This is a genomic window from Cytobacillus citreus, from assembly GCF_018343665.1.
GTDB lineage: Bacteria > Bacillota > Bacilli > Bacillales > Cytobacillaceae > Cytobacillus > Cytobacillus citreus.
The window spans coordinates 708,124-727,362 of record NZ_JAGYPM010000004.1 but is presented as its reverse complement, the minus strand read 5'-3'; the positions used below and the strand labels follow the sequence as shown (position 1 = coordinate 727,362).

Annotated in this window: 20 protein-coding genes, 1 pseudogene and 1 riboswitch; of the genes and pseudogenes, 10 read left to right on the top strand and 11 right to left on the bottom strand. The window is 36.7% G+C overall.

Translation table 11 applies throughout. The features are described 5' to 3' along the window. Positions 1–40: 40 nt before the first annotated feature. The 3 genes from nagA to KHA94_RS19990 all read right to left on the bottom strand — a co-directional run bounded on the left by nagA (position 41) and on the right by KHA94_RS19990 (position 3,224). Complete coding sequence (gene nagA / locus KHA94_RS20000) at positions 41–1,267, bottom strand: N-acetylglucosamine-6-phosphate deacetylase (protein WP_213103844.1); 1,227 nt, start codon at positions 1,265–1,267, stop codon at positions 41–43. 234 nt (positions 1,268–1,501) lie between these two features. Beyond that, positions 1,502–2,518, bottom strand: coding sequence for a hypothetical protein (locus tag KHA94_RS19995; RefSeq protein WP_213103843.1), 1,017 nt, complete (start codon positions 2,516–2,518; stop codon positions 1,502–1,504). Between the two features lie 265 nt (positions 2,519–2,783). Then, positions 2,784–3,224: an NUDIX hydrolase gene (locus tag KHA94_RS19990; RefSeq protein WP_213103842.1), complete on the bottom strand. Its 441-nt coding sequence runs from the start codon at positions 3,222–3,224 to the stop codon at positions 2,784–2,786. Positions 3,225–3,541: 317 nt separating this feature from the next. Between KHA94_RS19990 and KHA94_RS19985 the strand changes: the two genes are divergently transcribed. After that, the gene (locus KHA94_RS19985) at positions 3,542–3,886 is read left to right on the top strand and encodes a DoxX family protein (RefSeq protein WP_213103841.1); all 345 of its coding nucleotides are present in this window, start codon (positions 3,542–3,544) and stop codon (positions 3,884–3,886) included. A gap of 216 nt (positions 3,887–4,102) precedes the next feature. Here the strand turns inward: KHA94_RS19985 and KHA94_RS19980 are convergent, their stop codons facing one another. Further along, the gene (locus KHA94_RS19980; protein WP_213103840.1) at positions 4,103–4,915 is read right to left on the bottom strand and encodes a DUF2262 domain-containing protein; all 813 of its coding nucleotides are present in this window, start codon (positions 4,913–4,915) and stop codon (positions 4,103–4,105) included. 211 nt (positions 4,916–5,126) lie between these two features. Here KHA94_RS19980 and KHA94_RS19975 point away from each other — a divergent pair, with 211 nt between their 5' ends. Beyond that, positions 5,127–6,530 (top strand): trypsin-like peptidase domain-containing protein, encoded by a 1,404-nt coding sequence (locus tag KHA94_RS19975; RefSeq protein ID WP_213103839.1) that lies wholly within the window; start codon positions 5,127–5,129, stop codon positions 6,528–6,530. 90 nt (positions 6,531–6,620) lie between these two features. Here the strand turns inward: KHA94_RS19975 and KHA94_RS19970 are convergent, their stop codons facing one another. From KHA94_RS19970 to KHA94_RS19960, 3 genes are all read right to left on the bottom strand, one after another. Further along, positions 6,621–7,016, bottom strand: coding sequence for a VOC family protein (locus KHA94_RS19970; protein ID WP_213103838.1), 396 nt, complete (start codon positions 7,014–7,016; stop codon positions 6,621–6,623). 45 nt (positions 7,017–7,061) lie between these two features. Further along, positions 7,062–7,433, bottom strand: a complete 372-nt coding sequence (locus KHA94_RS19965) for a VOC family protein (RefSeq protein WP_213103837.1) — start codon at positions 7,431–7,433, stop codon at positions 7,062–7,064. Between the two features lie 80 nt (positions 7,434–7,513). Then, a complete protein-coding gene (locus KHA94_RS19960) occupies positions 7,514–7,936 on the bottom strand; it encodes a DUF1801 domain-containing protein (protein ID WP_213103836.1) in 423 nt (140 codons plus the stop codon). Between the two features lie 292 nt (positions 7,937–8,228). After that, positions 8,229–8,338: riboswitch (TPP riboswitch) on the top strand. 98 nt (positions 8,339–8,436) lie between these two features. Between KHA94_RS19960 and KHA94_RS19955 the strand changes: the two genes are divergently transcribed. From KHA94_RS19955 to KHA94_RS19935, 5 genes are read left to right on the top strand one after another with little or no spacing between them, the layout of a single operon-like run. Next, positions 8,437–9,432, top strand: coding sequence for an ABC transporter substrate-binding protein (locus KHA94_RS19955; RefSeq protein ID WP_213103835.1), 996 nt, complete (start codon positions 8,437–8,439; stop codon positions 9,430–9,432). Between the two features lie 13 nt (positions 9,433–9,445). Next, positions 9,446–9,736, top strand: a complete 291-nt coding sequence (locus KHA94_RS19950) for a thiamine-binding protein (RefSeq protein ID WP_213103834.1) — start codon at positions 9,446–9,448, stop codon at positions 9,734–9,736. Then, positions 9,736–10,497 (top strand): ABC transporter permease, encoded by a 762-nt coding sequence (locus KHA94_RS19945; protein ID WP_213103833.1) that lies wholly within the window; start codon positions 9,736–9,738, stop codon positions 10,495–10,497. The genes KHA94_RS19950 and KHA94_RS19945 overlap by 1 nt, the downstream gene beginning before the upstream one ends. 1 nt (position 10,498) lies before the next feature. Further along, on the top strand, positions 10,499–11,248 hold the full coding sequence (locus KHA94_RS19940; RefSeq protein WP_213103832.1) for an ABC transporter ATP-binding protein: 750 nt from the start codon (positions 10,499–10,501) through the stop codon (positions 11,246–11,248). Next, entirely contained in the window at positions 11,245–12,012 is a 768-nt protein-coding gene (locus tag KHA94_RS19935; RefSeq protein ID WP_213103831.1) for a TatD family hydrolase, read from the top strand. Before KHA94_RS19940 ends, KHA94_RS19935 begins: the two co-directional genes overlap by 4 nt. A 347-nt stretch (positions 12,013–12,359) precedes the next feature. Here KHA94_RS19935 and KHA94_RS19930 read toward each other — a convergent pair whose 3' ends face one another. The 3 genes from KHA94_RS19930 to sstT all read right to left on the bottom strand — a co-directional run bounded on the left by KHA94_RS19930 (position 12,360) and on the right by sstT (position 15,827). Continuing rightward, positions 12,360–13,067: a M48 family metallopeptidase gene (locus tag KHA94_RS19930; RefSeq protein WP_213103959.1), complete on the bottom strand. Its 708-nt coding sequence runs from the start codon at positions 13,065–13,067 to the stop codon at positions 12,360–12,362. 190 nt (positions 13,068–13,257) lie between these two features. Next, complete coding sequence (locus tag KHA94_RS19925) at positions 13,258–14,265, bottom strand: hypothetical protein (protein ID WP_213103830.1); 1,008 nt, start codon at positions 14,263–14,265, stop codon at positions 13,258–13,260. A gap of 323 nt (positions 14,266–14,588) precedes the next feature. Next, complete coding sequence (gene sstT, locus KHA94_RS19920; RefSeq protein WP_213103829.1) at positions 14,589–15,827, bottom strand: serine/threonine transporter SstT; 1,239 nt, start codon at positions 15,825–15,827, stop codon at positions 14,589–14,591. A 406-nt stretch (positions 15,828–16,233) separates the two neighbouring features. On the opposite strand from sstT, the gene KHA94_RS19915 reads away from it, so the two are divergent. Together KHA94_RS19915 and KHA94_RS19910 are read left to right on the top strand one after the other, a co-directional pair. Then, positions 16,234–16,743: a sigma-70 family RNA polymerase sigma factor gene (locus KHA94_RS19915; protein ID WP_338030830.1), complete on the top strand. Its 510-nt coding sequence runs from the start codon at positions 16,234–16,236 to the stop codon at positions 16,741–16,743. Further along, complete coding sequence (locus tag KHA94_RS19910) at positions 16,744–18,048, top strand: DUF4179 domain-containing protein (protein ID WP_213103828.1); 1,305 nt, start codon at positions 16,744–16,746, stop codon at positions 18,046–18,048. It abuts the gene before it with no gap. Between the two features lie 118 nt (positions 18,049–18,166). Here KHA94_RS19910 and KHA94_RS19905 read toward each other — a convergent pair whose 3' ends face one another. Next, positions 18,167–18,493 (bottom strand): FtsW/RodA/SpoVE family cell cycle protein, encoded by a 327-nt coding sequence (locus tag KHA94_RS19905; protein ID WP_213103827.1) that lies wholly within the window; start codon positions 18,491–18,493, stop codon positions 18,167–18,169. A 60-nt stretch (positions 18,494–18,553) separates the two neighbouring features. Between KHA94_RS19905 and KHA94_RS26725 the strand changes: the two are divergent. After that, positions 18,554–19,227, top strand: a pseudogene (locus KHA94_RS26725) (IS91 family transposase); the annotation flags it as partial. Positions 19,228–19,239: the final 12 nt, after the last annotated feature.

Below are 19,239 nucleotides of genomic sequence, written 5' to 3'. Positions count from 1 at the left end.
AGAATATAACGAAAAAGAGGAGCTCCTAATGATAAAACCATTAACGAGATCCTCTTTTTTGTATCATGGGTTCTTGACTCCCTTTGTCATAAGCGATTGTTCCATTGCAAAGAGTCATGTAAACATCAAAATTTTCATCCAAAATGACTAAATCGGCGTCCTTACCAACTGCAAGACTTCCTTTTCTATCAAATACATTTAATTGCCTTGCTGGATTAGCTGATCCCATTTGAACAACTTCCTCTAGCGTGCAGCCGGTAAAAGACATCATATTTTTTAAGGCTTGACCAAGCTTTAACATGCTTCCAGCTAAGGTTCCATCACTCAACATTGCCTTTCCATCTTGAACGGTTACATTTTGTCCACCTAAATCATACGTACCGTTTTTCAAGCATTTTGCCCTCATAGAGTCGGTAATTAAGATGAGTCTATCCGTACCTACTAGCTTATGTACCAGTTTTACAACCTCAGGTCTGACGTGAATGCCATCCGTGATAAGCTCTGCCTTCAACTCTTCCCTTAAGAAAACAGCTCCCACTACCCCTGGCTCCCTGTGATGCAAGCCGCTCATTTGATTAAAAAGGTGAGTGGCATGCGTAGCTCCTGCGTCGATGGCCTCAATAGCTTCTGCATAGGTTGAATGTGAATGGCCAATTGAAGCAATAACACCGGTTTCTTTTAAATAGCGAATAAGCTCAAGTCCTCCATCTATTTCAGGAGCAAGTGTAACGAGTTTAATATTTCCTTTCGAAAGCTTCTGCCATTCTTTAAATAATTCCTTCTGAGGGTTGATAATATACTGGACAGGTTGTGCCCCAGCCATTTCTTTATTTACAAAGGGGCCTTCTAGATGAACGCCAAGGACCTCTGCTTTATTTTTCGAGGACTTTGTTTCAATATAATCCCCTACATTTATCAGTGCCTTTTCAATGACAATTTTTGAATGGGTCATTGTAGTCGCCAAAAAGCTTGTTGTTCCTTCCTTTGGAAGCGCAGTTGCCATCCTATCAAGGGCTTCTTTCGTTCCATCCATGACATCTGCTCCGTCTACTCCATGAATATGGACATCGATAAGACCAGGAATAACTGAATAATGCTCGGGTACGGCAAGTTCTTCATAGTCCTTAGTTTTGCCTAATTCCTTCATCGACCCTATTTCAGCTATTTTTCCTGCTTCTATTTTGATATACCCATTCTTGATTATTCCAGCATCCGTATATATTTGTATATCTTTAAGTAAAAATTTACAAAAGTCTAGATCGTCCATTTCAACACATCCTTTAAAATACACACACTTTTCAAAAAATATAACATTATGTCTTTCATGCGTAAATCATTTTCTCTTAAATATTATTTTACGAAAAAAATTTATTTAGAAGTTTAACAATACAAAAAGCGTAGGAAAAAACAAAATGTTTTTTCTTCCCACGCTCTTATTTAGTGGCCTGATTAGACAGCCATGCTTTTTTCAATTATGAATAAATGCTAGGAACTTATTCATTTATTCTTTGAAATGTTGACGCGCTAAAGCAGCTACTTCTTCCGGTACTTTATATGTAAGCGGCTCTTGATGAAGGGCTTGGAAAAAATTCATATCACTTGTGCCAAGTAATCCAATTGTAAATCGTGGAATAAGTCGTACATGAATCGGCTGATTGGAATCTGCATCCATTGAGGCCATTAATGCCATGTTAAAGCTCGCGAACCCTTGCTCTGACATCGTTGCAAACATTGCCTTTAAGCCATCGGCAAAATCTGCCCAATCCTGTTCAGTAATATCATTAATCGTATACTTGCCACGGAAAATTCCTACAAAATCATTTTGACTTTTTGGTGCAAATGCATGCATCCAAGCGACACTTCCCTTTTCCCCAATCCATCTTTCGGCAAGTGATTTTTCTATTTCATATAGAGAAGTAAAATAATCATTATCACCTTTATAAGCATCTGCTTTTTGACTTACAAGTGCCTGATAGTTCGTTGGTGAATCAGAACCGCTGACCTGAATATGTGGATGAAGGACACTCCCACCTGAATAAGGGAGATAATTCCAGTTAATAGATACATAGCGTACCTCTGAATCAATTTCAGCTATTTTTTGAATATAATTCTGTGCTGCTATGAATGCATCCATTATTAATTTCTGTGTAAATTCTTCTACTCGAACATAATGCTGTTCAGAGAAAATGACAACCCCATTATGCTTGCTATAAGGGAAAAGATTTGGGAACAGAACCGCTTCTCCTTGTGAAATTCGACCTTGTTCAGTAATATCCTTTGGAAAAATTGGCGTCAGCTTTAGTAAATTTTCCGGGCAGAACGGACATTTCGCTCCACCCGTTTCCGCAGCCATATCTGTATAATCTGGAGGAGTAAATGTTATCCCAGGATTAAAAATAAGTCGAGATGATTCCCCTGTCAGTGGATCAAAACGAACCTCCGTTTTTCTTTCAATCGCATTTCCTTGCTTATCATAAAACATAAACCACTCTTCTTTTTTCTGAAAATTGATTCCCATTATTCCTCCCCCTTAATGGATAATTAGAAAAACTCGGCGTTCGCCAAGTCCTTTTTGGCAAATGCCTTAGTTTTTCTTATGCGATCTTAATAGCAGATATTTAATTGAAAACTCTCTTTACTTTATTACGTTAATAAACTTAAACTTTCCGATTAGCTAAAAAGAGTACCACAATGATAACTTTAATTTTTTTCGAGATACTCTTACATTGAATAATACCATATTTTGTATATGTGATGATCAATATTTAAACAAATCCGAAACTCTATATCTTTAAACCTTCTTTAACCGCCAAAATCTGATGATCGTGAAAAAATAATTCTTCAATCCTTTCTACATCTACCCATTCTAAGTAGTGGTCGTCATCAATCGGTTCTTGCACATTGTTTAGGAACTGTGCCAAGTAAAAATAACCATCACTTAATATTGGTTCTCTTTTTGTTGAGAGAAAATACCTCATGACTTTTCCTATATATCTACCTATCAATACCTCATATCCTGTTTCCTCTAAAACCTCTCTGCTGAGACACTCCTCGAATGTTTCACTATTTTCAATCCCGCCGCCAGGTAAAAAATAATGTCCTCTTGTTGTTCGAACAGCAGCAATTTTATCTTTGGCAGAGTTAAAGATAACCGCATATACACCTTCTCTTATTTCATAATCAAGACCATCTATTTTTTCGCCAAATACCAAGTTATTTTCCATAAAAAACCACCATTTTAGATTTAAGATATCGACATTAAACTCTATTCTTTCAGTTTTTCTTTTTTCAATTCCATCTTAATTATTTCGTTCTATAAGATTGATAACTCTTATTACATTTTGTGCTTAAATCGGTCTGAAATTTTGTCAATACAAAGAAGATTTCAATAATGGCATCTAACTGTTCCTGCCTATTTTTTAAAATGGGTTCTAAAAGAACAATTATCGATAAAATGGGCATATCACGAATATAACATTGCAAGAAAAAATACATATATTAAACAAATGACAATTGTTTTTAATAAGGAAGGAGGGATAGAATGACGATTTTGGCACAGGTTTTACAAGGTTTATTAGCCGTTATGTTTTTAACAGCTGGGTTTGGAAAGGTGACAGGCTCAAAAATGCACCGTGAAGTCTTCGTTCATTATCGTTTACCACAGTGGTTTCGTGTAGTGACAGGGCTTGTGGAGCTAGCTGGTGCAGTTCTATTAATAATTGGTTATTGGCAACAGGATTACGCAATTGTCGGAGCCCTATTACTTGGTGTGACAGCGATTGGCGGAACCATTACGCATATACGTGTAAAAGATGGTTTTAAAGAAACATTTATGATTGTGTTATTAGGGATAATCTCTTTTATATTGCTATTTATTCTAATTTAACTATATACGTTTATGAAGAGTAGGTGGATTCCCTACTCTTCTGTTTTTAATTATTAGCTAGACTCTATAGCAGTTCATAAACCATTTTGTGCATAAAGCCCAGCACTTGTTGATTGCCAGTAGGTCACTTTATATTTCCCGCTAAGTTACCTTTTCAATTTTCTATCAATCTATTAATATCTTCTATCGTCCATTCATTCCTTTTTTATTATCCTTTTATCCTGCGATTTCAACCGAAGTAAAGTCCCCATTAATATTTCCATTTACAATGATAGAATGTCCCCAAAACATATCTCCATCAAAAAAGAACATCTCAAAATCACCATCTGGATAGACACTGATGCTGCTTAATTCCATGAAATTCATGAACATTTCTTTCGTAATCTCATCGATCTCTGCCTCATCATTATCCTGCAGCCATTCATTTGCTAACTCAACCAGTTCTTCTGAAGCATACTTTCTGATTTTCTGGTTCCATTCATCCTGATCCTTGAAAAGTATATATGTAGTTTCCAATGCTGACTTCATCATATTTTCATCTTCATCCCAATCAAAATACAAACTGCCTTCTTCTCTAGCCCAAGAAATGTTCTTTTCAAAAACTTTAATACTCTTATCCAGTTCAAAAGTGCCCAGCACCTCATCATTGTAAAAAACCGGCTTCATTGATTCCTGCAATATCATTTCCAATTCTTCATCTCTATATGTTGTTTCCAGAACCTTAACAAGCATTAATGATTTTTCTGCTCTTCGCACCTGTAATTTAACAACTGTATTCATTCTCAAAATGTCTCTTGATTGTTCCCATTCTTTATCATCAACCAACCATTCAAGCCGCAATTCTTCTTTAATAACAGGTTCATTGCTATGCATATTTTTCCACGCAATCAAATTAATTGACGCATTCCACATAATGTCTCCTCCTGCTCTTCCCGCGCCAATTCCTAATGCCCCAGTAACAGCTGCCACCTCAATAACATTTTCTGTGAATCTGTTTTCAAATCTACTTCTTTCACTCGTTTTACTCATTTTTACAGACATCCCTTTCGCCTCGATCAGGCACTATTCGCATTGAAAGTGCTTTATGAGTATTTTTAATAAAATTGAATTCTCTATTTTCCTCAATTACATGCTTAATTTACTATGAAAATATATTCCTATAAAAAATTCAAACTATGCACTGATATTAATTTTACTTATAATGACATTATACTAAATAATTGTAAACGGGAGAATGGATATGATAGTAAGAACGAAGGCCTTAAAGGTCAAACTTAAAGAAACACAAAATCCTCTCGAAGATTTTATGCTTATAAATAAAAATGATCATCATTCTGTTACGAAAGAAGTCCTTTTTGTCAGATATATTGGTATTCCTGATACCATCAAACTTTACACTGAAAATATTCTAAAAATGGACCAATATTTTTCTTCAAATGCGTCTGCTTATTTACGGTTGAATGGTCTTGAGAGAATATCAAATGTAGATGAGATTAATAGGCTATCAAACGTTTGGGAGAATTGGGAAACGATCGTTAATAATTCCATCACTGATCCTAAATCACTTAATCAAACAAATCTGTGCACGGGGTTAGACAACGAAATCCTTGAATGGACGAAAAAACTCACCTTTCTGCAGATACTATCCATGTATAAAAAAATCAATCCTCATTCCAGTGCAACTTTACTTAAAAATTTTGTTATTAAATTTTTGTGCTGGATCGAAATCTATTTGCCAAGACTTTTTAATACCGAAACTACTCCTAAAGTCGTTTTTATCGGGGATATTAAACAGCATGAATTATTATTTTTGTATTTCTTATCTAGACTTGGCTGTGACATATGCTATTTGAACCCAAAAGAGGATATTGTCCATTTGGATCATGAAATCGATACATACTCAACATTATATAAGTGCAGCAACCTGTATTCGGATAATGTAAAAATACCGGATTTTTCACCTGCACCGAATTTAGGACATACATCCAAACCCACAACACTGGAGCCGATTTCCCGACCTAAGGTATCCATTACTGTAAAACAGAACAAAGCTCTTGCAAAAACGGAAGAACTCAGTTATGAGCAGTTGGCTGGTCTGTCAAACTCTGTTGTCATGATTACAGTGTATGATAATGAAGATAATATTGTATGCGGCGGCTCTGGTGTTGTCATCCATAGTCAGGGGTATATTGTAACGAATCTACACGTGGTTGCGGGTGGGCATTATTATTCAGTGCTCTACGAAAATGAAACAGAAGAATATATTACTGATAATTTTATTAAATATCATCAGCTATATGACCTGGCTATTATTAAAGTGAATAAAAACTGCGCACCTCTCTCGGTAAAAACAGATGGTCAATTAGTTCGAGGGCAGAAGATTGTTGCCATCGGAAGTCCTTTAGGGTTATTTAATTCCGTTTCCGATGGTATTGTTTCCGGTTTCAGAGATATTGATAATATACCGATGATCCAATTCACTGCTCCGATTTCCAACGGAAGCTCAGGTGGTGCCCTGCTGGATATGAATGGGAGGCTAGTAGGCCTTATTACTGCAGGTTTTAATAAAGGACAAAATCTAAATCTGGCAGTACCTTCGGAGAAAATATATCATTTTGCAGAAAATTTTATTGAACATACTTAAATAAAGTGCCTGACCCCCAGCGAATTAAAACATTTTGGGGTCAGGCACCTTAGCCAGATATATTCTCAGTGATTCAATTTTTTTATTTCCTTATTTAGCATTAACATCAGGCTGATGTAACCCGAAGATATTTCCCTCTGTATCTAAATAATATCCCTGCCATGCCATTCCAGGTAAAGCATATTTTGGCATTGCGACTTTTCCGCCATTCTGAATGATTTTAGCTTCTGATGCATCATAATCTTCTACGCCGATTGTGCAAACATAGGCATTTAAAGCTTGATTTGCTTCAGGTGAAGCACTTTGACGTTGCATTAAAGCACCATTGATTCCTAGTTCATTTTCATCTCCTGTTACAACCCCGAAGTAAGGCATTCGAGCATATTCGCTCCAGTCTTGAAACGTCCAGCCAAATACCTCTCCATAAAATGTTTTTGCCTGTTCCATGTTATTTACGTGAATTTCAAAATGAACGACTCTTCCCATGATTAACCTCCTAGTATATTCAATAGATTTGTACTACTTTTATTTCTACCTGTGTTGATCGACAAGGATTAGATTGCCATCTGGATCCTCAATCATAAAGCTGCCTGGGCCTTCAGTTGCCACATTTGCTTCGTTAATAAAGTTAATTCCTTTTTCTCTAAGTTCCTCCTGTAATACCCTAACATCCTTAAAAGGATTTACTTCTTCAGCATTACTGTCCCACCCAGGATTAAAAGTTAAAATATTCTTTTCAAACATACCTTGAAAAAGGCCAATTATACTGTCTTCATTTTTCATGATTAACCAGTTTTGATCGATATTTCCACCAAAAACGTTAAAGCCAAGTTTCTCATAAAATGTTTTTGAAGCTTGAATATCCTTTACCGTTAAACTAACAGAAAATGCCCCAATACTCATATTTCTTCTCCTTTCACTAGATCGTTAGGATGCTTTTCCACCCTTATATCTTAAAAAATAACACTTGATTCATTTAAAAATCAATTTTTGGGATATTTTTTCGCAAAGTAGTTAACCGTTTTTTCAATTAACTTCTTTAATATTTCTAAATCTACGTCATCTAGTTTATTAATATAAATACAAGCTTTTCCTGATGTATGCTTGCCAAAACTCTCTAGTAATGTTTCTCGTTCTTTTTCTTCCATTGTAAGATATAGACTGATTTTTGCTTTGCGAGGTGAAAAGCCAACAAGTGGTGCATCTCCTGCGTGCCCAGATTCGTATACATAATGGTATGAACCGAACCCAATAATGCTAGGCCCCCACATCTTAGGCTGAAAACCTGTCACTTCCGTAAAGATATCCAACAAATCATATGCATCTTTCCTCTTTTTGACGTTATCGACTTTTTCGATAAATTCAATGACGCTACTATCAGTTTCTTTTGTCTTAAGTTCATACATCTTGGCTTTCCTCCTTTCATACTGATTTTTTAAAATTTATTATTCCCGCTTACTAATCACTTCTCCACTAGATTTTCAGTATTCAAATAAACTATACCGAGTATTAAATCCACTAGCAAGGAAAGGTACTATAGTACTTTCAACTGTATAATCTTGAGGGACATGCTCATTAATGTGATAAAAAATCTCCTTCTCAAGATAAACTTCTTAACACTAGCAAAAAGATTTCATATTTATGCTAGTACGCTTTCTTATTTTTGTTATAATAGAGTATCTGAAAAAATAAATAGCATTAGAATTGTAGGGGAACCGGTGTTACCGGTTGAGATTGGATCTGTGAGGTCCTGACCCTTTGAACCTGATCTGGTTAAGACCAGCGGAGGAAACATATTCGAATGAAGAATAGATATGTTTGTTCATGGACGCGCGGGTTCTCATCCGGGTGTTTTTTATTTTTTCTGGAGTTACCATGAATACAATTCACTTTGGAGGAAAATGTCATGAAAAGGTTAATTGCAACTATGATTACAACCTTGCTTCTCGCAGGATGTGCTGGAGGAAAGGAATCCGCAGATCATGTTAAGGAAAAGCAAGAACAAAATGAGAAGGTAACGGTTGTTCTTGATTGGACACCAAATACAAATCATACCGGTTTATATGTTGCACAGGATAAAGGATACTTTAAAGAAGAAGGCTTGGACGTTGAGATTATTATGCCTGGTGAAGCAGGAGCCGATCAGCTAGTTGCTTCAGGAAAAGCCGATTTTGGTGTAAGCTATCAGGAAAATATTACACAAGCTCGTGTTCAAGGGGTACCTTTAGTTTCAATCGCAGCAGTTATCCAGCATAATACGTCAGGATTTGCCTCTCCAGTGGAGAAAAATATTACTTCACCAAAGGATTTTGCTGGAAAAACATATGGAGGTTGGGGAGCTCCAATTGAAAAATCCGTTATTACTTCATTGATGCAACAGGAAAATGCCAATGTAGAAGATGTTTCCTTTGTGAATATGGGGGATACTGACTTTTTTACAGCGGTAAAACGAGATATTGATTTTGCTTGGATTTATTATGGCTGGACAGGCATTGAAGCAGAACTTCGCGGCGAAAAGATCAATATGGTCTATTTAACCGATTATAGTGAAAAGCTAGATTACTATACACCAGTACTTGCAACAAATGAAAAGAAGCTTCAATCTAATCCGGAACAAGTGAAGAAATTTTTAAAGGCTGTTTCTAAAGGCTACGAGTTTGCGATCGACCATCCATCTGAAGCAGCAGATAGTTTATTGAAAGCGGCTCCTGATCTTGATAAAGAGCTTGTTAAGAAAAGTCAAGAGTGGTTAGCAACACGTTATCAAGATGATGCTCCACGATGGGGTGAACAAAAACTAGAAGTTTGGGAAAACTATGCAAACTGGATGTATGAAAATAAATTATTGGAAAAAGAACTTGATGCCAAAAAAGCCTATACAAACGACTATTTACCACAGTAAGGAGACTAGCAGAATGAACAATGCACTAGTTAGTATACAAATAATTCCTAAAACAAAAAATGGAGAAGACGTCATTCCTTATGTAGATGAAGCGATTAAAATCATTGAAGAATCAGGAGTTACCTATGAAGTTCATCCATTAGAAACAACAATGGAAGGTGAGCTTTCAGAGCTATTTGACATTATTAAAAAAATGAATGAACGAATGATCGAAATCGGCAGTAAAAACGTGATTTCTCAAGTGAAAGTATTATATCAGCCATCAGGCATAGCCATGAATCAGTTAACGGAGAAGTATCGCTAATGAAGAAGAATCGATTTAAGGGATGGAGATCAGTTATCGTTCTCCTTCTCTTCTTTTTTATTTGGGAGCTTGCCGTTAAAATAGCCGATATTCCAGAATGGCTGCTTCCCGCTCCTTCAACCATTATGACCGAAGCAATTACAGGCTTTCCAAGCTTTTCAGAACATTTGCTTTCAACGATAAAATTGGGGATTACGGGGTTTGCACTCGGAGTTGGGTTCGGGCTTTTCGTCGCTGTTCTGCTCTATCTCCTGCCGTTTGTCCGAGAAGCTATTTATCCGTTTCTGATACTTTCACAAAATATTCCCGTCATCGTTCTAGCCCCATTATTAGTTATCTGGTTCGGTTTTGGGATATTGCCAAAAATGATTGTTATTACACTTGTTTGTTTTTTTCCAGTAACGATTGCAGCACTTGATGGATTTAAGCAAACATCTCCTGACTTAAGGCATTACATGAAAATGGCTGGTGCTACGAAGAGCCAATTGTTTTGGAAGCTGGAACTTCCGCATGCTCTTCCCTCCATTTTTTCAGGACTAAAAATCTCTGCCACGTACAGCATTATGGGTGCCGTGATTTCCGAATGGCTTGGGGCAAAATCAGGCATTGGTGTGTATATGACTTTAGCTTCGTCCTCATTCCGAACAGATCGTGTGTTTGTTGCCATCTTTGCAATCATGGCGTTAAGCCTAATATTCTTTGCGGCAATCGTTTTGATTGAACGACTTCTTATCCGCTGGCAGTCAAAAGGAGTAGACTAAAATGAGTGTCTTATCGATACAAGATATTTCGAAAAAATTTGCAGATGTAGATGTCATTAAGCATCTAAATTTACAAGTGAATGAAGGTGAGTTTGTTTCCATTCTTGGTCCTTCAGGCAGTGGAAAAAGTACGCTCTTTTCACTCATTGGCGGCATTCTTGCTCCTGATGAAGGTACGATTATACTGCAAGGCAAAAAAATCAACAGTCAAACAGGTGCAGTCAGCTATATGCCGCAGTCCCCTAGCTTGCTTCCGTGGAGAACCGTTTTACAAAACGTTCTTCTTGGTCAAGAGTTAAAAGGAACAAAGGATACAAGTAAAGCATTAGAAATGATTGAAAAAGCCGGGTTAGCTGAATATGCCCATTCTTATCCTCATGAGCTCTCTGGCGGCATGAAACAGCGGGTATCCTTTATTCGCGCTTTACTTAGCCCGCAGCCCATCATCTTACTTGATGAGCCGTTTTCAGCGTTAGATGAACTCACAAGACTGGACATGCAAAAATGGCTATTGTCCATCTGGGAAAACAATCGTCGAACTGTTTTATTTGTCACCCATAATCTTGAAGAAGCTTTGTTTTTATCCGATCGGATTGTGATTCTCTCCAATAAGCCTGCAACAATTGCAGCTGAATTTGTCATTCCTTTTACGAGACCGCGTAAAGAAGAGCTCTTATTAGAGGACGACTTTTTACAATGGAAACGTAAAATCTATTACGAACTAAAATCATTCATGGAGCAATCATCATGAAAAAAATCATTGATGCCCATATTCATCTTGATCAATACGAAAAACAAGATTTAAGCAGCATTATTGAAGGTGATCCATCAATAGAAGCACTCATTGCCGTCTCTTTTGACTTGAAATCATGTAAAGCTACGCAGGAAATTGCTTCATGCTATCAACAGGTATATCCTGCTTATGGCTATCACCCAGAGCAGCAGCTTCCACATGAAAAAGAGTTTGTCGAGCTTATCAATTGGATGGACAATCATCAAGACGAAATGATTGCAGTAGGCGAAGTGGGACTCCCTTTTTATTTGCGTCAAGAACAGGATCTGGAACGAGCCCCTTATCTTGAATTGTTAGAAGAAATGACCGTCAAGTCGAAAATATGGCAAAAACCGCTTGTACTTCACGCTGTATACGAAGACGCGAAAGTTGTTTGTGACCTTCTTGAAAAGCACTCTATTGCAAAAGCACATTTCCATTGGTTTAAGGGAGATAAGCATACGATTGACCGGATGATTCAGAATGGTTACTTTATATCCATCACTCCTGATGTACTCTATGAAAATGAAATTAAGGAGCTTGTCAAAAAGTATCCACTCGAGCAAATCATGGTTGAAACAGACGGCCCTTGGCCATTCGAAGGTCCTTTTACAGGTAGTCAAACCCACCCATATATGATGCATAAATCACTTGAGGAAATTTCTAATTTAAAGCGTATACCGATCACAAACGTTTATTCTATTGTTAGGAAAAATACAATTGATTTTTATAATTTAAGATAAAGGCAATGTTAAACTTCCCTGTTGATTTCCTCTGCAGGCACTTAGCGATCGCGGGCGGTCCGGAAGCCTCCTCGTCGCTATCGCTCCTGCGGGGTCTTCCTTTGACTCGATTCTCCCGCAGGACGTTGAATAATCTTCCTCGAATAAACATCGCACGAAGGAAATGCGTTAGCATTTTCGAGGAGCTCGCGCCTTCCGCTCCAATCAACAACAAAATAGTATTTTCAACACTGAGCTTTAACACAGCAAAGATGAAAAGGTAATAAACAAAAGAGCGAACTGTGAATAGTCACCGTTCGCTCTTTAAAAAGGTGCCTAACCCCCAGCGCATTCAGGAACACATTCTGCTAAACCGTCATTTTCCAGCTTGATAATGCCAGCCATCTTTCCTGCTCCTTATAATCGGGCATGATTTTTCCAACGAGGCGCCAGAAGGATCGATCGTGATTCAGATGCACCATATGGCACATTTCATGAACCACAACGTAGTCGATAACTTTTTGTGGTGCCATTGCGAGCTTCCAATTGAAGGTTAACTGCAGTTTTGAGTCACAGGTTCCCCACGTCGTTTTACTATCAGAAATACGGATAGAACGCGGTTTTACTTTAAAGTTGTTCTGATAAGAGGAGATACTTTTCGCAACTATTGCCTTGCATTGCTTATAGTAGAATCGCTTTAAAGCTTGTTTGATTTTTTCATCCTCAGGCTGCTTCACATAGATGTGCAACTTATCCCCTTCAAACACAACATAGTCCTGCGCTATATTACGATCATGATTGATCTGTATAGGATAGGCATTTCCTAAATAAAGAAAGCTCTCGTCATGTTCATAGACTCTCTCCTTAGGGCCAAGCATTCTATCCTTCATTTCTTTTGTTTTTTGCTGAATCATATCCCATTTTTCTTCTATTAATTGAACAACACATTCATCGGTTGTCCCTTTCGGAGCCTGGACTTCAATATTTCCATAGAAATCGAAATAAATGCCCATGGATGTCCGATTTTTGTATTTGATTTCAAAACGAATTGTCTCACCTAAGTAGGTATGTATCATTTCATCACCTGTAGTTAAGAATTTCTTGGCATATTTCTCAGAGATCTTTATTAAAGCCACTTTTTTTGCAGTGACTCCTGCTTAAACCAGAGTATATTATACTCTAATTTTCTCAAACTTCCATTAAAAAAAGGCACCTGTCCCCCTATATGTTTACGCATTTGGGGACAGGCACCTTAGCCAAAAAAAATTACTTTTCTCCATTAAGAATGAGATCCATTCTTTGAAGCTTCTTCTTAAGATCCGGGTGAATTTGATTCTCTTCATCTATAATCAAATCGTCACTATCATTTTCTTTAAACACATCATTAATATTCCTTAACTGATTCATTTGCCCTTCTGTTGGCGTATTTTTAATCATTTGGTTTAGCCATTCAATTGTGCTGCCTAAAGAAACACTAAGCTGCGGATTCAATTCTCTAGTAGTTTCAAACAATCTCTGGGCGTTCCAAAGGTTAGAAAGGATTGGGTCAAAGATCGCAGCACGATCCTGAATGTCCTGCAAATCGTTCTCACTAGCTTCCAAAGCTTTCACAGCTTTCTCTGTAAAAGCCTGTTCCATTAATTCGTAAGCATCCTTGAAAAAAGCATAGGAAGCAGGCGGATTATAATGATCATTTATATTTTCTTTTTTATACAAAGTTTCTTTAACAAATCCCTTTGCATTTTGATCGTATGAATATTTGTAAATGGATTTGTCAGAATGCATCATCTTTAGCATCACAATTCCGGGTTTTTCATCGAAGGTTGTCGTACTAAAATCGATTGACCCCAATTGAACATACTCATCAAAAAGGGGATAGGTTTTCTCACCATCTTTTACTACCAACATCCAGATCTGTCCATCGTCCCAGGCAAACACACCATTTTCTCCTTTATCTGCGTTCACATGTAGTTCAATTATTTCATCCTCTCCATCTTGATCGATATCAAGAGTTGTTTTCTTATATAGGGATTGCGGATATTTTTCAATCTCTTTTGCGAGAATAACAGAGTTATCATTGTTCGTCGTTTCCTCAAGGGTTTTCTTTTGTTCCTCCACCGTATTTTTTAATGCATCATTTTCAGATGAAAGCTGCACGATTTGCTTTTTTAATTCAGTTATTTCTTTCGCCGGGTCTGCATTTGTTTGATTGGTGCAGCCAGCGAGGATTCCGGCGGCTAATAAAAATACTATACCAGGTAAAAACCTTTTCACTTTCTATTCCCCCTTTACTTTAAAAAATGACATCTTTCTAATTGGACGAAAATAAAGGGAAAAAGTGTCAATAAATTCAAATATCGTCCATGATAGATCTCTATATATTTTTAATATTAACATAATTTAATTAAGAATTATGAATTAATTGACAGGTAAAAAAGATTAGCTACTCATTACACATCCCTTTACTTAACTATTGCTCTTTTAGCGGAAAAATTAGTGTCTATCTAAAGATATCTCCATCAGCAACTCATTTTGTTTAAAATTGTTTTCATAAAAAAACTGCATCCTAATTAGGATACAGTTCAATCACAAATTCTTTATGCAATTTTCTTAATATCGATTGTTTTTCCTTCTTTACGCCACTCTTTATATTCAGCTGCTGCTGTGAAAAGCACGTCTGTTGATGAGTTAAGTCCTGTTTCAAAAGAGTCTTGTAAAACTCCGATGATAAAGCCTACTCCAACTACTTGCATAGCAACATCAGCTGGGATTCCAAATAAGCTGCACGCTAGAGGAATCAGTAATAAGGATCCGCCAGCAACCCCAGAAGCACCACAAGCACATACAGCTGACAATACGCTAAGAATGATAGCTGTAGGAAGATCGACTTGAATGCCAAGAGTATGAACCGCTGCAAGAGTCAAAACAGAAATCGTAACCGCTGCACCACCCATGTTGATGGTTGCACCTAATGGAATAGATACTGAATAACTATCCTTATTTAAACCAAGATTCTCACATAATCTCATATTTACAGGAATGTTTGCAGCTGAGCTGCGTGTAAAGAATGCTGTAATACCGCTTTCCTTTATGCACTTAAACACAAGCGGGTATGGATTTTGTCTAATATACATAAATACAATGATTGGATTAATAACCAACGCCACAAAAACCATACAACCAATTAATACAGCAAGTAATTTTCCGTAGCTTAGTAGAGCATCCAATCCACTCGTCGTAATAGACTCAAATACTAGACCCATAATTCCTAATGGAGCTAGCTTAATTACCCATGTAACCATTTTGGAAACAGCATCAGAAAAATTAGAAATCATCGTTTTTGTCGAATCAGCGGCATTTCTTAAAGCCAAGCCAAGGAGTATTGCCCAAGATAAAATACCGATATAGTTCGCATTAAAAATAGCCTTCACTGGGTTATCAACAATATTCATCAGCAATGTTTTAAGAACCTCTACAACACCGCTAGGAGGTGTCACACCCTCTGCACCCTTTACAAGCGTTAAGCTTACAGGGAAAATAAAGCTAGCAATTACTGCAATCAATCCAGCTAAAAAAGTTCCTAAAAGATAAAGTATGATAACGGATTTCATATTCGTTTGTTGACCTCTCTTGTGCTGAGCGATGGCCGACATAACCAAAAAGAGTACCAGCACTGGTGCAATTGCTTTCAATGCACCTACAAAAAAAGAGCCAAAAATGACAATAGGCTTTGCTGCATCTGGAATCGTTAATGCCAGGACAATACCAATAATCAAACCTACGATTATTTGTTTTACTAGGCTTATTTGGTTCCACTTTTTCAGTAAGCTTTTCATAGATGTTCCTCCCTATAGTTAAAACCGATAACTTATTCCGTTCCATAAATACATTTGTCTTTATATGAAAAATATTATAAGGTGTTTTTTTATATACTACAATACTATTATCTTTATTAAAATTATTCATAATTAATTTAATATTCAGTTAAATAGTGCGATTCTTCTAGTTTCCTAGCAATTTCTTTGTTTTTTAAAAACTATTACAATAATAGTTTTCCAAATTTCATTATGTCATCCTTTTTCAAAATATGCCGATGATTATTGGAGAACTGATCTCAGATCAATTTTCGCAATTCATTGTAAAATTGCTTTTGTTTTCTGGCTTTGGTGACTAAAGAAAAGATAATGAACGATTTCACCTGCTGCAAAGTCTAATAAGTAGCAGGGGGAAGGAGGCAATGCTGTGGTTGAAATAGATATTGTAAAAAAAGCAATGAAAAGGAATGAGTACGCTCTTTTACAAGTGCTAGAAGCATATGAGGATGCAATGTATCGAACCGCGTTTGCTTATTTAAAAAATGAGCACGATGCGATTGAAGCCATTCAAGAAACGACTTACAGATGCTATAAAAAAATTCATACACTTAAAGAGCCGCGTTATGTCGGAACATGGCTTGTTCGAATATTACTCAATGTGTGCCACGATATGCATAAGAGAAAAAGTCGTATTGAGCTGCGGGAAACGTTGGAGGTCGAAGGACAGTACTATGATTCTCCCAAGCTAGAAATTGTTGAAGCGATTTCGCAATTGCCTCATGAACAGCAGCAATTAATTTATTTAAAATATTTTCAGGATTTGAAAAATATTGAGATTGCGAGCGCACAAAATATTCCTGAAGGAACCGTTAAATCTAGGCTGCACACAGCACTTCGGAAGCTGCGCCATTATTTTAGCGAGAGGAGGGAATTTTAAATGAATGAAAAAGAATATACCACTTTAAAAGACGAGCTTGATTCGATTCCGGTTCCGAAAGAAGCACTCTCTTATGCGAGGACAACCGGTTTAAAGAAAGGACAAAGTGAAAGACGAAATCGCAAAAGGTGGATAGAAGCTTTTACAATTACAGCCGCTCTTATCCTAATCTTTATTACAACAATCCGCGTATCCCCTGCTTTTGCTCAGGCAGTTGCGAAAATACCTGGCTTTGCTCCACTCGTTGAGATGATTGCTTATGATAAAGGAATGGAGGATATTTTAAAAAATGATTATTATGAAGAGCTTAATATAACGGAAACAAAAAATAATTTAACATTTACATTGCTCGGCATTATTGCGGATGAATCGGGAATGATTATTAACTATGAGCTTGATGCCCCATTCGAGATTCATGACCTCGACACGAAAGGCGTTGAGATTAGACAAAATAATAAAGATCTACTAGAAGCTGGTGGATTAACATATAGTTGGCCTGATAAGGAGCCAACAAATCATATAGAAGAGATCATAGAGGTAACCTCTAATAAAAATATCGACTACACAAATCCAAATTTCGAATTATCCATTACCTTTAAAGACAAGCATGAGACAACGTTCAATATTCCTTTTACTTTGCAAAAGAAAATCGCAAAAAGTAAATATTACAAATTGGATCAAACGATAGAAATCGACGAGCAAAAATTTACGGTAAAATCACTGAGGATTTCTCCGCTTCGTGCAAAGCTTGATATCGCCATCGATCCTACAAACACTATGCAAATTTTACAAATGAAAAGCATGCGTTTATTGGATGAGAAAGGCGAAGTATGGGGTACGATTACAAACGGATTTTCAGGTTTTGGAAGAATGCGAGACGCAGAAGCATCACTATTCTTTCAAAGCAATTATTTTAGAGAACCAAAAAGCTTGACGTTGCAAATCAATGATATTCAGGCATTGCCAAAAGGAAAGGATTATATCGAAGTTGATTTTCTAAAGAAAAAAGTTCTCTATATTCCCGATAATGTTAATGTAAATATTAACATTGATAGTTTTAATACAATTCGTGCTAACTATAAGACGAAAGAAGAAGATCATTTCTATCAAATGTTTTTCCAAGCGGTCGATGCACATGGCGAGGCTGTTGATTCTAATGGTTTTAGTCATAGCAATAGAGATGGGATGTCAGAATCAACCTATACATTTGACATAAGTAATAAAACAAATCCAATTCGGATTTATTTCAATAGCTACGAAAATTATTTAAAGGGATCTGCGACTGTGAATATTCCACTAGAATAGCTCAATATCGTATAAAGCTTCCAAATCAATTATAGTAATTAGCAAAAGAGGATAGATGAAGCAATCGCTCTCCCTATCCTCTTTCTTTATGAAATGCTTCTCTGTTATTTGGATTCATTTAGACTGATGCCTCGTATCTGACAATGTCTTTCCGACGATACACACTAAGAAAAATTCCGAAAATAAGCGAATTTAGTATTGTTGGCATTAATCCATAGCTAATAAATGGCAGCGGCATTGCCGTCATTGGCAATAAACCGATTGTCGTCGAAATATTGAAAATAAATTGGACTGAAAAAATGGCTGCCCCACCAACAATTAGAGTTTTTCCAAAGGGATCCTTGATTTTTTCTATACTAACAATCATACGGGCGAGTAATAATGCTAATATCAGTACTAGTATGCCCGCTAAAACCCACCCCGTAATGATAAGTGAAATTAACAAACACAAAATCCGTATGAGAATCTGGCAAAAAATCAATCTTATTTGTATTTACCATCCACACACATTCATACTGTGGTTTTAGCCGGGCGGTCTTACTCATACCAATCAGTGGTGTAACACGAGCCAAAAATTCTTCATACCTGTAAAGGTGTTATCCAAAAAGTTTCGCGGAAAATATCTCTACTATTTGAAGCAATAGTTTGAACAAAATCGACTTGAATTTTTTAATGAAGCAATAGATCCAAGAGTCTTTCAGAATTTTATAGACGAATGCTATAGCTTAAATTGGTACAGCTACACCAAAAGAACTTTTTCAGGTCCTTTAGCAGTCATGGAATACCTTGGGCGTTACACACACCGTAGCGCCATTGCAAATAATAGAATTGTTTCTGTGGGAAAAGAAACCGTTACGATTCAAGTGAAGGATTATAAAAACAATAACCAGAAGGATACAGTTACTATGAAGGGCGTTGAGTTTATACGAAGATTTTTAATGCATATTCTCCCGAAGGAATTTGTAAAAAATTCGTTACTATGGTCTTCTAGCTAATCGTAATAAGAAAACCAAACTCGTCCTTTGTAGGAAACTAACCAAAAGTCCCGTGTATAAGTCCAAATTTGAAGGGTTAAGTACTATTTAAGTTCTTTCAATACTCATTAATAAGGATGTAACTTTATGTCCAGCTTGTAAAAAGTCACACTTAAAAACCGCTTTATCAGGAGCCTCACCTTGATTGGATCAAACT

Excerpts from the sequence above, each read along its gene's own strand:
- nagA (WP_213103844.1), bottom strand. The coding sequence starts at position 1,267 with ATGGACGATCTAGACTTTTGTAAATTTTTACTTAAAGATATACAAATA.
- KHA94_RS19995 (WP_213103843.1), bottom strand. The coding sequence starts at position 2,518 with ATGGGAATCAATTTTCAGAAAAAAGAAGAGTGGTTTATGTTTTATGAT.
- KHA94_RS19990 (WP_213103842.1), bottom strand. The coding sequence starts at position 3,224 with ATGGAAAATAACTTGGTATTTGGCGAAAAAATAGATGGTCTTGATTAT.
- KHA94_RS19985 (WP_213103841.1), top strand. The coding sequence starts at position 3,542 with ATGACGATTTTGGCACAGGTTTTACAAGGTTTATTAGCCGTTATGTTT.
- KHA94_RS19980 (WP_213103840.1), bottom strand. The coding sequence starts at position 4,915 with ATGAGTAAAACGAGTGAAAGAAGTAGATTTGAAAACAGATTCACAGAA.
- KHA94_RS19975 (WP_213103839.1), top strand. The coding sequence starts at position 5,127 with ATGATAGTAAGAACGAAGGCCTTAAAGGTCAAACTTAAAGAAACACAA.
- KHA94_RS19970 (WP_213103838.1), bottom strand. The coding sequence starts at position 7,016 with ATGGGAAGAGTCGTTCATTTTGAAATTCACGTAAATAACATGGAACAG.
- KHA94_RS19965 (WP_213103837.1), bottom strand. The coding sequence starts at position 7,433 with ATGAGTATTGGGGCATTTTCTGTTAGTTTAACGGTAAAGGATATTCAA.
- KHA94_RS19960 (WP_213103836.1), bottom strand. The coding sequence starts at position 7,936 with ATGTATGAACTTAAGACAAAAGAAACTGATAGTAGCGTCATTGAATTT.
- KHA94_RS19955 (WP_213103835.1), top strand. The coding sequence starts at position 8,437 with ATGAAAAGGTTAATTGCAACTATGATTACAACCTTGCTTCTCGCAGGA.
- KHA94_RS19950 (WP_213103834.1), top strand. The coding sequence starts at position 9,446 with ATGAACAATGCACTAGTTAGTATACAAATAATTCCTAAAACAAAAAAT.
- KHA94_RS19945 (WP_213103833.1), top strand. The coding sequence starts at position 9,736 with ATGAAGAAGAATCGATTTAAGGGATGGAGATCAGTTATCGTTCTCCTT.
- KHA94_RS19940 (WP_213103832.1), top strand. The coding sequence starts at position 10,499 with ATGAGTGTCTTATCGATACAAGATATTTCGAAAAAATTTGCAGATGTA.
- KHA94_RS19935 (WP_213103831.1), top strand. The coding sequence starts at position 11,245 with ATGAAAAAAATCATTGATGCCCATATTCATCTTGATCAATACGAAAAA.
- KHA94_RS19930 (WP_213103959.1), bottom strand. The coding sequence starts at position 13,067 with ATGATACATACCTACTTAGGTGAGACAATTCGTTTTGAAATCAAATAC.
- sstT (WP_213103829.1), bottom strand. The coding sequence starts at position 15,827 with ATGAAAAGCTTACTGAAAAAGTGGAACCAAATAAGCCTAGTAAAACAA.
- KHA94_RS19910 (WP_213103828.1), top strand. The coding sequence starts at position 16,744 with ATGAATGAAAAAGAATATACCACTTTAAAAGACGAGCTTGATTCGATT.